15 protein-coding genes and 2 tRNA genes are annotated in these 11,441 nt (G+C 66.4%); 8 read left to right on the forward strand and 9 right to left on the reverse strand.

Features of this window, described 5'->3' with window-relative positions; translation table 11 throughout:
- Both JWQ89_RS02825 and JWQ89_RS02830 read right to left on the reverse strand, forming a co-directional pair.
- Positions 1–223 (reverse strand): AEC family transporter (locus tag JWQ89_RS02825; RefSeq protein ID WP_299638235.1); only part of this gene is annotated, 223 nt, incomplete at its 3' end.
- A 257-nt stretch (positions 224–480) separates the two neighbouring features.
- Positions 481–705, reverse strand: a complete 225-nt coding sequence (locus tag JWQ89_RS02830) for a hypothetical protein (RefSeq protein ID WP_299638237.1) — start codon at positions 703–705, stop codon at positions 481–483.
- A gap of 261 nt (positions 706–966) precedes the next feature.
- Between JWQ89_RS02830 and JWQ89_RS02835 the strand changes: the two genes are divergently transcribed.
- Positions 967–1,425 carry a BA14K family protein gene (locus JWQ89_RS02835; protein WP_299638239.1) on the forward strand — a complete coding sequence of 153 codons (459 nt, stop codon included), beginning with the start codon at positions 967–969 and terminating at the stop codon, positions 1,423–1,425.
- 208 nt (positions 1,426–1,633) lie between these two features.
- Here the strand turns inward: JWQ89_RS02835 and JWQ89_RS02840 are convergent, their stop codons facing one another.
- Both JWQ89_RS02840 and JWQ89_RS02845 read right to left on the reverse strand, forming a co-directional pair.
- Positions 1,634–1,906, reverse strand: a complete 273-nt coding sequence (locus JWQ89_RS02840; RefSeq protein ID WP_299638241.1) for a hypothetical protein — start codon at positions 1,904–1,906, stop codon at positions 1,634–1,636.
- A gap of 243 nt (positions 1,907–2,149) precedes the next feature.
- A tRNA-Leu gene (locus JWQ89_RS02845) sits at positions 2,150–2,234 on the reverse strand.
- Positions 2,235–2,385: 151 nt separating this feature from the next.
- Here JWQ89_RS02845 and JWQ89_RS02850 point away from each other — a divergent pair.
- Complete coding sequence (locus JWQ89_RS02850; RefSeq protein ID WP_299638242.1) at positions 2,386–3,348, forward strand: complex I NDUFA9 subunit family protein; 963 nt, start codon at positions 2,386–2,388, stop codon at positions 3,346–3,348.
- Between the two features lie 18 nt (positions 3,349–3,366).
- On the opposite strand, the gene JWQ89_RS02855 is transcribed toward JWQ89_RS02850, so the two are convergent.
- A complete protein-coding gene (locus tag JWQ89_RS02855) occupies positions 3,367–3,603 on the reverse strand; it encodes a hypothetical protein (protein WP_299638243.1) in 237 nt (78 codons plus the stop codon).
- Between the two features lie 86 nt (positions 3,604–3,689).
- On the opposite strand from JWQ89_RS02855, the gene JWQ89_RS02860 reads away from it, so the two are divergent.
- The 3 genes from JWQ89_RS02860 to JWQ89_RS02870 all read left to right on the forward strand — a co-directional run bounded on the left by JWQ89_RS02860 (position 3,690) and on the right by JWQ89_RS02870 (position 6,462).
- Positions 3,690–4,664 (forward strand): YafY family protein, encoded by a 975-nt coding sequence (locus tag JWQ89_RS02860; RefSeq protein ID WP_299638244.1) that lies wholly within the window; start codon positions 3,690–3,692, stop codon positions 4,662–4,664.
- 62 nt (positions 4,665–4,726) lie between these two features.
- Entirely contained in the window at positions 4,727–6,133 is a 1,407-nt protein-coding gene (gene uxaC, locus JWQ89_RS02865) for a glucuronate isomerase (protein ID WP_299638245.1), read from the forward strand.
- Positions 6,130–6,462, forward strand: a complete 333-nt coding sequence (locus JWQ89_RS02870; RefSeq protein ID WP_299638246.1) for a cupin domain-containing protein — start codon at positions 6,130–6,132, stop codon at positions 6,460–6,462. The genes uxaC and JWQ89_RS02870 overlap by 4 nt, the downstream gene beginning before the upstream one ends.
- A gap of 11 nt (positions 6,463–6,473) precedes the next feature.
- Here JWQ89_RS02870 and JWQ89_RS02875 read toward each other — a convergent pair whose 3' ends face one another.
- Positions 6,474–7,733, reverse strand: coding sequence for an Hsp70 family protein (locus tag JWQ89_RS02875; protein WP_299638247.1), 1,260 nt, complete (start codon positions 7,731–7,733; stop codon positions 6,474–6,476).
- Between the two features lie 223 nt (positions 7,734–7,956).
- On the opposite strand from JWQ89_RS02875, the gene JWQ89_RS02880 reads away from it, so the two are divergent.
- Complete coding sequence (locus JWQ89_RS02880; RefSeq protein WP_299638248.1) at positions 7,957–8,298, forward strand: hypothetical protein; 342 nt, start codon at positions 7,957–7,959, stop codon at positions 8,296–8,298.
- Between the two features lie 30 nt (positions 8,299–8,328).
- Here the strand turns inward: JWQ89_RS02880 and JWQ89_RS02885 are convergent, their stop codons facing one another.
- The 3 genes from JWQ89_RS02885 to JWQ89_RS02895 all read right to left on the reverse strand — a co-directional run bounded on the left by JWQ89_RS02885 (position 8,329) and on the right by JWQ89_RS02895 (position 9,503).
- A complete protein-coding gene (locus tag JWQ89_RS02885; protein WP_299638249.1) occupies positions 8,329–8,613 on the reverse strand; it encodes a GlsB/YeaQ/YmgE family stress response membrane protein in 285 nt (94 codons plus the stop codon).
- A 242-nt stretch (positions 8,614–8,855) separates the two neighbouring features.
- A tRNA-Ala gene (locus JWQ89_RS02890) sits at positions 8,856–8,931 on the reverse strand.
- Positions 8,932–9,086: 155 nt separating this feature from the next.
- Positions 9,087–9,503, reverse strand: a complete 417-nt coding sequence (locus JWQ89_RS02895) for a TIGR02300 family protein (RefSeq protein WP_299638251.1) — start codon at positions 9,501–9,503, stop codon at positions 9,087–9,089.
- Between the two features lie 190 nt (positions 9,504–9,693).
- Between JWQ89_RS02895 and JWQ89_RS02900 the strand changes: the two genes are divergently transcribed.
- Together JWQ89_RS02900 and JWQ89_RS02905 are read left to right on the forward strand one after the other, a co-directional pair.
- Positions 9,694–10,335, forward strand: a complete 642-nt coding sequence (locus JWQ89_RS02900) for a (d)CMP kinase (protein WP_299638253.1) — start codon at positions 9,694–9,696, stop codon at positions 10,333–10,335.
- A gap of 169 nt (positions 10,336–10,504) precedes the next feature.
- Positions 10,505–11,441: S1 RNA-binding domain-containing protein (locus JWQ89_RS02905; RefSeq protein ID WP_299638254.1), on the forward strand; the 937-nt coding region annotated here is incomplete at its 3' end.

Consider the following 11,441-nt stretch of genomic DNA (forward strand, 5'->3'; position numbering starts at 1 on the left):
CCGCCACGACGAAGACGATGGCGAGCGGAACGTCCCGCAGCAGATCGGCCCGCGACGTACTGACGATATCGAGGAAGAGGTTGATCGGCAGCGCATAGGTCATCACCATGCGGATGAGGGTCGGAACGTCCTGCAGTCCGAAGTCGTGATGCCGGGCGGCGAAATAGCCCAGCGCCATGGTGGTGATCGCCGGCAGCAGCGCCAGTACGATGGTCTCAAGCATTGCCGCGGCCTCCGGCACGGCCACGGCGCCGGCGAGGCGGGTGCGATAGGGGCGGGGCGCCGGTGCTGGGGCGGAGCGTGTCGACCATCAACTTCTCCTGCTCGCTGGTTTCCTGCGGCGTCGCCCGATCGCCGCCGGCCGGCTCGGCGCGGCTACTGCCTTGACCGCTCGAAAAATAGGCTGGGAAGCCCGCAGCGGCTTCGCCGGGATTGTTACGGTTGAGCTCGTCTTGCGCGATCCGCCGGGCCGCGGTGGCGTCAGATCAGCCGGCGGGCGATGTGGTAGCCGGTCGCCGCAATCGACTCCGTCAGCAGAGGTTCGGAGATGGCGAGGCTGTCGGCCTCGTCGATGGTCGCGAAGTAGCGCCATTCGAACGAGCGGGGTTTTTTGGGGAGGGCGGCCTCGGGACTGGCGAGAAGAAACAGCACCGGTCCACTGCCATCGGCCGTGCCGTCGTCTGTAATGAACACCAAGAGTTGCATCAGGGCACTCCGGCGAGAGATGCCGCAACTGATGCACAACGCGCGGGGGGGCCGGGGGTTTCCGCGCGCCGGTGAAAAGGGTGGGCGAAAGGCGCGCTGGCAGAGGGTGTAGCACGCCCATTTGCCGCCTCGACGGCCAGGCTCGCCCGCCGTCGTCGCGCAATCCCAGCAGCTTTACGAAAAGTTGAAGCCGTTCATCTGAACCAACCGGGGCCCGCGAGATTGGTACCGTACGGTGGGCAATCATAGTGGGAGAAGATCATGAAAACCGGTGGTCTCGCAGCGTTTTGCGCTGCGCTTGTCACTGTTGCCACATTGGGAGCGACGCCAGCTGGTGCGGCGGAGTTCCAGTACGATGGCGCCCAATTGCAGAACGCCCAGTTCAGCTTCGGCATGGGCGGCTACGGCATGGGCGGCTACGGCAGGGACGGCTACGGCATGGGCCGGGATCGGTTTGAACGCCGCGGCGACTCGTATTTCTACAACGGCTATCGCGGTGAGCGGGAGCACCGCCGCGGCTGGCGCAACTTCAATGGCTTCTGGTTCCCGCCGTCGGCCTTCTCGTTCAGCATCTTCCTCGGCGACTACGGCCCGCGGATAAGCTTCTCGGCGCGGCACTTTGCCTGGTGCGAGAGCCGCTACCATTCCTATCGCCGCTGGGACAACTCGTTCATGCCGTACGGCGGGCCGCGCCGCAAATGCCACTCGCCCTGGTACTGATCGTCCACTCGGCCCAGGTCAACGAGAAACCCCGCTTCGGCGGGGTTTTTCGTGGGCAGAATGCCGGAACGGAGGCCGTCTCGCCCTTGGGTGCGCCGGTGCGCTGGTCTAGGCAGCCAACCCCAGCAGGATCGCCAGCGAGGTGACCAATCCGGCGGCAAGGGCGATGTACATGGTGGTCGTCGCGAATCGCTGCATGGGCAAAACGCTACGAAGCCCTCGCTGACAGATCGCTGACAGGCAGCGCTGCCGGCGCCGGAGTGCGAAGATGAAACAGCCAGCGCACCGCGAGGTTCAACTGCCGGGCCTCATGCCCGGTGAGCCGCATGTATTTCGGCAATTGCAGGGCGGCGGCCATGGCCTCCACCTGCCTTCCGAACGGCCCGGCCAGGAGGCCATGGCTGTCATAGACGCCATAGCTCCCATCCGGGCGATCGCGGACCTCCCAACCGTCTACCCAGCAATCCGCATTGTGCGACATCCGGAACCTGCTTTCGTCGCTCACCAATGAGCAATAGCTGGGCCGCACCCACCGGCGGTTCAACCAACCCAAAGGGTGCCCGTCACCTACCGAATTTCACTTGACACTGTACCGGATGGCAGGTTGCCGGCGGGCGGGCAGGCCCAGCCCCCGCATGCGGTCGCGGGGCCGTCGGGAACTGCCACCGGAATTCCCCGCATCAAAGCAAAAAGCCTCCCGCGAGGGAGGCTCTTTCGTTACCATTGGTGCCCTGGAGAAGACTCGAACTTCCACGTCTTTCGACACACGGACCTGAACCGTGCGCGTCTACCAATTCCGCCACCAGGGCAAACCGATGGGCGCCGTTCACTAGGGGAAGGGGCGGGGGCTGTCAACGGGCATTCGGCGCGGGGTAGGGCGCTGCACTCGACACGTCGTGACCCGCACGCTAGAAGCGGCAAAACCCTCTCCACCAGCCTTGCCGCGGAGTTGCCCGAGCCATGGACCTGTCCCCAACCATCGTCACCGTCTTCGGCGGTGCGGGCTTCATCGGCACCCAGCTCGTGCAGCAGCTCGCCCGCCGCGGCTACCGCATCCGCGTCGCGGTGCGCCGGCCCGACCTCGCCGGCCACGTGAGGCCGCTGGGCGCCGTCGGCCAGGTGATGCCGATCCAGGCCAATATCCGCAACCGGGATTCGGTGGAGCGCGCCATTCGCGGCGCTGCGATCGTCATCAACCTGGTCGGCATCGGCAACGAGCGTGGCAAGCAGCGCTTCCGCGCCGTGCACACGCTGGGCGCCAAGAACGTCGCCGAGGCCGCGAGGGCGCTGGGCGTGACGCAGCTGGTGCACGTCTCGGCGCTCGGCGCCGATCCGCAGAGCCCGAGCACCTATGCCCGCTCCAAGGCCTTCGGCGAGACCGAAGTGCTGGTGGCTTACCCGGGCGCGGTCATCATCCGGCCCTCGATCGTCTTCGGTCCGGGCGACGGCTTCTTCAACCGCTACGGCATGCTGGCCCGGCTCCTGCCGGTGCTGCCGGTGATCGGCGGCAAGTCGCGCTTCCAGCCGGTCTATGTCGGCGATGTGGCCGAGGCGATCGCGCGGGCGGCCGAGGGCAAGGTCAGGACCGGCAGGATCTACGAGATCGGCGGCCCCGAGGTCGCGACGCACAAGCAGCTGGTGGCGCGCGTCCTCGCCGATACCGGCCGCAACAACCCGCTGCTGCCGCTGCCCGCGGGGCTGGCCAAGCTCATGGCGCTGCCGCTGGCGATCCTCCCCTCGCCGCTCATCACTGCCGACCAGGTCGATCTGCTGCAGACCGACAACATCGTCTCCGAGCAGGCCCAGCGCGAAAAGCGCACGCTCGCCGCCTTCGACATCACCCCGACGGCGATGGACGCGATCCTTCCGAGCTACCTCTGGCGCTTCATGAAGAACGGCCAGTTCGACCGGCAGACCGCCTGACGTACGAGGGCGACCCCGTCACATTGGCGGCTGCAACCCGATATCCTTGAGGATGTGCGGCGGCAGCGACCGCGGATCCTCGTAGCGGATCGGGCCGACGGTGTCGCGCAGCATGGCATCTATGCGCCGGCGCAGCAGGAACAGCCGCACCCAGTCCACCAGCCCCGAGCTGGGGCCCCGCGAGGCCCGGAGATCGACGTGCTCGCCTGATTCGGCAGCGGCTTCGTGGCTCAGCAGCCATTCCTGAGTGGTCATTTCGCGTCTCCTCACATCTTCACGAAACCACTCTATTCCGCTAACACTGACACCAGCTGTCAGGGTTGCTGGTGTAGGAAAGATTTATGCGTGCAAGCCGCCTCCTCACCATCCTGATGATCCTCCAGACAAGGGGGCGGACCAGTGCCGAAATCCTCGCCGAAGAGCTCGAGGTCTCGGTCCGCACCGTCTATCGCGACATCGATCAGCTGAGCGCTGCGGGCGTGCCGGTCTATGCCGAGACCGGCCGCAATGGCGGCTTTGCCTTGCTCGATGGCTGGAAGACGCGGCTCAACGGCCTCACCGCCCCCGAAGCCCGGGCGCTGTTCTTTTCGGGCCTCCCCGGTCCCGCCGGCGAGCTCGGCCTCGGCGACGAGGCGGCGCAGGCGGAACTGAAGCTCCTTGCGGCGCTCCCCGCCGACTGGCAGGCCGAGGCGCGGCGGATGAGCTCGCGCTTCCATCTCGATCCACGCGGCTGGTTCCAGCCGGGCTACAAGCCCGAGTTCCTCAAGCTCGTCGCCGAGGCGGTGTGGAGCGAAACCCGCATCGCCATCCGCTACGAGAGCTGGAAGGACGTGAAGGACCGGGTGATCGAGCCGCTTGGCCTCGTCCTCAAGGGCGGCGTCTGGTACGTGGTGGCGCAGCGCGACGGCAACATCCGCACCTATCGCCTGTCGCAGATTCAGGCGCTGGGCCCCACCGGCGAGACCTTCACCCGGCCCAAGAATTTCGATCTCCCCGCTCACTGGGTCGAAGCGACCAAGCAGTTCGAGCGCGACATCTACACCGGCACCGCCCGCGTCCGTGCCTCCGACCTCGGCCGCCGCCGGCTGAAGGACCTGAGCGAGACGGTAAAACTCGCGGTTGAATCTGCCGTCCTTGCGCCCGATGCGGAAGGCTGGGCCGAGCTCGAAATCCCGATCGAGGAAATCGGCTGGGCCGCCCGCGAGATGGTCCGCATCGGCGCCGAGATCGAGGTGCTGGCACCGCCCGAACTGCGCGAGCGGGTCGTCGCCGCCGCGCTGAAGCTCGCGACGCTCTACGGCATCACCGGGAGATAACGCCCGCCCTTTGACATCCCCCGCCGCGCTCAGTACCCATCGGGCCCGGGAGGAGTGGCGACATGGTATTTCTGGACGACGATCGGCTGTTCGACGCCGAGCCGAAGGCCCGTGACATCGCCCGGGCGCTCTATGCCGGGATCAAGGACCTGCCGCTGGTCTCGCCGCACGGCCACACCGATCCGCGCTGGTATGCCGAGAACGAGAAGTTTCCCGATCCGGCGCGGCTGCTGATCGTCCCCGACCACTACGTCTTCCGCATGCTGTTCTCGCAGGGCACCCGCCTCGAGGACCTGGGCGTGCCGACCACCGATGGCTCGGCGGTCGAGGCGGACGGCAGGAAGATCTGGCGGCTGTTTGCCAAGAACTACTACCTGTTCCGCGGCACTCCGACCCGCCTCTGGCTCGACCATACCTTCGCGACGCTGTTCGGCGTCACCGAGCGGCTGAGCGAGGCCAATGCCGATGCGATCTACGACCGGATCGCCGGCTTGCTGGAGCGCGACGATTTTCGTCCGCGCGCGCTGTTCGAGCGCTTCAACCTCGAGGTCATCTCCACCACCGACGCGGCGCTCGACGACCTCAGGTGGCACCGGATGATCCGCGACAGTGGCTGGCAGGGCCGGGTGGTCCCCGCCTATCGCCCCGATTCGGTGGTCGATCCCGATTTCCCCGGTTTCGCCGAGAACCTCGACAAGCTCGCCGACATCACCGGCGAAGACAGCGGCCACTGGTCGGGCTATCTTGCCGCCCACCGCAAGCGCCGTGCCTATTTCAAGGAGTTTGGCGCCACCTCCTCCGACCATGGCCATCCCACGGCCGAGACGGCGAACCTCTCGCCAAAGGAGGCGGGGACGCTGTTCGACAGGGTCCGCACCGGCCATGCCGATGCCAGGGAGCGCGGCCAGTTCCGGGCCCAGATGCTCACCGAAATGGCCAAGATGAGCGTCGATGACGGGCTCGTCCTCCAGATCCACCCCGGTGCCTGGCGCAACCATTCGCCCTCGATGCTGCAGCGTTTCGGCCGCGACAAGGGTTTCGATATTCCCACCCGCACCGACTATGTCGCGGGGCTGAAGCCGCTGCTCGACGCGGTCGGCACCGACCCAAATCTCTCGATCATCCTCTTCACCCTTGACGAGAGCGTCTATGCACGCGAACTCGCCCCGCTTGCCGGCGTCTATCCGGCGCTGCGGCTCGGGCCGCCCTGGTGGTTCCACGACAGCCCCGAGGGGATGCGCCGCTTCCGCGAGATGGCGACCGAGACGGCAGGGTTCTACAACACCGTCGGCTTCAACGACGACACCCGCGCCTTCCCCTCGATCCCGGCCCGCCACGACGTCGCCCGCCGCGTCGATTGCGCCTTCCTCGCCCGCCTCGTTACCGAACACCGGCTCGACGAGGACGAGGCGCACGAGGTCGCCCACGACCTGGCCTACAACCTGGTCAAGAAGGCCTACAAGCTATGAGCCCCACCCCGCTTTTCGCCCAGCCCGCCGACGGCAAGCTCACCCGGCTCGACGGCTCCACCCGCCGCGTCATCCTCGATCTGCCCGAGCTGATGCTGGTCGAGTTCACCTTCGAAAAGGGCGGCATCGGCGCGCTCCACTCCCACCCGCACCTGCAGACCAGCTACGTCGCCGAGGGCGTCTTCGAAGTGACCATCGATGGCGTCACCGAGACCATAGCCAAGGGCGGCGCCTATATCGTGCCCTCCGGCCTCGTCCACGGCGTCAAGGCGCTGGAAGCCGGCAAGCTGATCGACAGCTTCACCCCGCGCCGCGAGGATTTTCTTTAAGCGCCAGCGGTTCAGCCGAACCGGCGCGAAGCATCGAGCGCCAGCCCCAGCCCGACGCTGCCGAACGCGTCGGTCTCGACCGCCTTGGCCTCAGGGAACAGTCCGCGCAGCATGCTGGCCACCGCCGGCACGCGGGTCGAGCCGCCGGTAAGGATCAGCGTATCGATCCGGCCCGCCTTGACCCCGGCCGACGCCAGCGTCCTGCCGATCGCGCCGGCGATGGCGGCCGTGGCGCCCTCGAGCGCTGCCTGGAGCTCCTCGATCGCGATGAGCGTGTCGAGCCTCGCATCGCGCGTCACGAACCGGAACTCCGTCTGCGGCGCCTCGCTGAGCGCGATCTTGGCCTCCTCCACCCGGCCAGCCAGCCGGTGGCCCTGCCGGTCCTCGACCAGTGCGATCAGCATCCCGACCAGATCGGGGAACTGCGCCTCCTGGTAGGTCGAGCGCAGCTCCAGCAGCGTCTTCTGGTTGTAGAGCCGGTTGATCCGGTGCCAGGTGGCGAGGTCGTAATAGGGCGCCGAGGGCAGGGGGCGCTTGCCGTCCGCCGTCTCGGTGCCATAGCCCAGTAGCGGCATCACCTTTTTCAGCGACAGCAGCCGGTCGAAGTCGGTGCCGCCGATATGGACGCCGGCGGTGGCGAGAATGTCGGCCTTCCGGTCGGCCGAGCGCGCCCGCTCGGGCGAGACGCGGATCACCGTGAAGTCCGAGGTGCCGCCGCCGATATCGGCGACCAGCCCCAGTTCCTCGCCCGTCACCTGCTGCTCATAGTCGAGCGCCGCGGCGATCGGCTCGAACTGGAACTCGATATGGCGGAAGCCCTGCGCCTTCACCGCGCCTTCGAGTTGCCGCTGCGCCTCGGCGTCGGCGCGGTCGTCGTCATCGACGAAACGCACCGGCCGGCCGCAGACGATATCGGCGATCTCGTGCCCGAGCGTCGCCTCCGACCGGCGCTTCAGTTCGGCGATGAACTTGCCGAGAATATCGGAGAAGGCCAGCGCCTCGCGCTTAACCCTCGTGGTGTCGTTGAACAGCGAAGTGCCCAGCACGCTCTTGATCGAGCGCATCAGCCGCCCGTCGGCGCCCGTCACATATTCGCTCACCGCCTGCCGGCCGAAATACGTCCGGTCCTCCTCGAACGAGAAAAAGATCGCCGAGGGGATGGTCGGCTTGCCGTCCTCGAGCGGCAATAGTCGCGGCGCCGCATTGCCGCCGGCTGCGGCCACCGTGGAGTTGGAGGTGCCGAAATCCATGCCGCAATGGGTTCGCGCCATCCGAAAGCCTCCGATCTGAAACAAAAGGCCGCCCGCAGGCGGCCGGTTCGGTGGGCGAGGCGCACGGGGCCTGCCCAAGGGCGTGCGCGAGGCCATGGCTCCCGCATCCGGAGCGTGTCCCTAGCCAATTTCCCCTGAGGCGACAAGCGCCCCGTGGCCGATGCATCGCGGGCGTCGCAACGTTGCGGGCGGCACGGCGTTGAGGGTGGAGGAGAACCTGTCGATGACGAGCAAGAATGACGACCTGCCCGAACGCCTTCGTGCCATTGCCGCGGATATCGTCGGTTGGCGCGACGAAGCCCGGCGCCTCGATGAAGCCGCCCGGCTGCCCGAGGCCAGGACCGACAACCAGCTGCTGCTGTCGGTAGAGGAGACCTCGGGAGCGATCTACAAGGGCATCGCCTCCTTCGAGGAACTGGTGGCCGACGTCGACAGGACCAGCCATGCCGCCGCCGGTCAGATCGCCGAAGTGGGCGACGCCCTCCGCCTGCTGCTCATGGAAATCACCGAGCTCGGCACGCGGCTCTATAGCCTCAGGTCCGACGACGTCCTGCCGGTAGCGTAGCCGGCAAGGGGCGACCGACGGCCGCTATTCTCACCGGCGGAAAAGTCGTCCGCCTCGCCTGCCTTGAACCAGCTTGATGACCAGCAGCAGGAGCACTGCGCCGACGGTTGCATTGATGATCGCGGCAACCAGCCCGGCCCCAAGCACGATTCCCAGCTTCGGCAGCAACCAGCTCCCGATGAAGGCGCCGACGATGCCGACCGCCATGTCCCCGATGAGGCCAAGCCCCGCCCCACGGACGATCAACCCGGCGAGCCACCCGGCGATCAGGCCGACCAGCAGGATGACGAGCAGGCCTTCAGTACTGAGTTCCATCTGTTCCTCCATTGCCCCTGGCTGAAATGAAGCCGCCCCGCGGGCGAGCGGGGCGGCATCAGGGTCCTGAGCTTGAAGGTCCCGCGAGCACAACGCCCGCCCGAGTCGCTTCGTTCCTGACCGTGCGAAACTCGTCAGCCCCGTGGATACGGCGGAAACAATTCAGGCCGGGTGCCGCACATTGCGACGAAGGCATCGGCAGAGGGAAGGCCGGGAAATCAACCCATCTAGTGGGTTGGAAATGGTGGAGCCAATCGGAATCGAACCGACGACCTCTTGCATGCCATGCAAGCGCTCTCCCAACTGAGCTATGGCCCCATCAACGATCCGTTGGATCACATCCGGCGACACGATCTGATCGTGTCCTTGGGTATGCGCCGCGGCGGTCTCCCGTCGAGGCGCGGTGCTATCTACCCACGTCACCCCTTGCTTGCAAGCGGCATTTTCACGTGGGCTGGGGAAGTCCTGCGCGCCTAGCGCTCGTCCCCGCTGCCGACGTCGAAATCGAGGTCTTCGTCCTCGTCTTCGTCCTCTTCGAGGAACACGTCGCTTTCGTCCTCGCCGATATCCTCGACGTCTTCGACGTCCTCGACATCGGGAATCTCCTCGCCCTCGGCGCCCGCCTCTTCGGCGTCGGCATCCTCGAGCGAGACGATCTCGGGAGCGTCGGGCTCGACGACCTCCGCGACTTCGACCTCTTCCTCTTCATCCTCGGCCGCGCTCACCACTGCCGCCTTGGCGCGAACCGCGGCGACGGCGTTCTGCTCGAAGAAGGAGCGCGGATAGGATTTGCCGGTATAGGGCGAGACGATCGGATCCTTGTTGAGATCGTAGAACTTCTTGCCGGTATCGGGGTCTTCCCGTTTCGTACCGCGTTCGTCCTGGGCCAATTGCTTCCTCATTAGAAACGCGGGGCCTCCCCGCTGGAAGGTGTCCGGTTAGGAGGAAAGCCCGGCCCTGTCAAACCCAAAATGCAAGCTTGCCGCGCCCGATCTCTGGGGGTTGATCAGCGCCGCGCTGGCGGGCGCCCGCGGGGCCATGATAGGCAGGGCTTCGGGTTCGGCCGCTACCGGAGGGGCAATGATCATCGCGGTGGATGGGCCGGCGGCATCGGGCAAGGGGACGCTGGCAGCGGGGCTGGCGCGGCACTACCGGCTGCCGCACCTCGACACGGGGCTGCTCTACCGCGCCGTCGGCCTCGCCGTTCGCGATCACCTGGGCAAGCCCGATTTCGAGGCCTGGGCGATTGCCGCCGCCCGGGCGCTCGATGCCGCGCACCTCACCGATATCGAGCAACTGACCAGCGCCGAAGCCGGCGTCCTCGCCTCGCACGTCGCCGTGATCAACGACGTCCGCATCGCCATGCGCCAGTACCAGCGCGATTTCGCCCACCAGCCCGGCGGCGCGGTGATCGACGGCCGCGACATCGGCACCGTCGTCTGCCCCGATGCCGACGTGAAGCTCTTCATCGTCGCCGACAGCAAGGCGCGCATGGAGCGCCGCGCCCGCCAGCTCGAAGCCAAGGGGCAGGTGGTTGACCGCTACGCCCTCTATCACCAGATAGAGGAGCGGGACGCGCGTGATCGCGCGAATCCGCACGGCGGCTTCTACCAGGCGCCCGATGCCCACTTGCTGGACACCACGCTTCTGGATATAGAGGCCGCACTCCGCGCAGCCGTCGCCATTGTCGACGGGGTCATGGCGCGCAAGGCGAAGCCCTAGGCTTCAAACCAATCCTTGCGGCCAGAAGCCCCCGGCAAGTTCCAAGAGCCGGCACCGGAAACCCATCTCAACCCATATGGCTCGCGCGCCAGCGCACCGGATCGCCTGTCAGCAGGCGATTGGCAACCGGGCCTTCAACACCAGCCACCGGGCGCATTGGAGAAGTCGTTTGGCAGTTCAAACTGTTACCAAGGAAGATTTCGAATCCCTCCTGCTCGACTCGTTCCTCGAGAACGAGCCGCTTGAAGGGACTGTGGTCAAGGGCACCGTCGTAGCGATCGAGAAGGATCTCGCGATCATCGACGTCGGCCTCAAGACCGAAGGGCGCATCGCGCTCAAGGAATTTGGCCAGGCCGGCCGTGACGGTACCATCAAGGTCGGCTCGGTCGTCGAGGTCTATGTCGATCGCGTCGAGAACGCTGTCGGCGAGGCCGTGCTGTCGCGCGAGAAGGCTCGCCGCGAGGAGAGCTGGGTCAAGCTCGAAGAGATGTACAACGCCAACCAGCGCGTTGAAGGCATCATCTTCAACCAGGTCAAGGGCGGCTTCACCGTCGACCTCGAAGGCGCCGTTGCCTTCCTGCCGCGTTCGCAGGTGGACATCCGTCCGATCCGCGACATCGGCCCGCTGATGAACGTGCCGCAGCCGTTCCAGATCCTGAAGATGGACAAGCGCCGCGGCAACATCGTCGTTTCCCGTCGCGCCATTCTCGAAGAGAGCCGCGCCGAGCAGCGTTCCGAGATCGTCCAGCAGCTCGAGGAAGGCCAGGTCGTCGACGGCGTGGTCAAGAACATCACCGACTACGGTGCGTTCGTCGACCTCGGCGGCATCGATGGTCTGCTGCACGTCACCGATATCGCCTGGCTCCGGGTCAATCACCCGTCCGAAGTTCTCGCCATCGGCGAGACCATCAAGGTGCAGATCGTTCGCATCAACCACGAAAGCCACCGCATCAGCCTCGGCATGAAGCAGCTCCTGGCCGATCCGTGGGAAGGCATCGAGGCCAAGTATCCGGTGGGCGCCAAGTTCACCGGCCGCGTGACCAACATCACCGACTACGGTGCGTTCGTCGAACTGGAGCCGGGCATCGAAGGCCTGATCCACGTTT

This window comes from Devosia sp. (assembly GCF_028290645.1).
Taxonomy (GTDB): domain Bacteria; phylum Pseudomonadota; class Alphaproteobacteria; order Rhizobiales; family Devosiaceae; genus Devosia_A.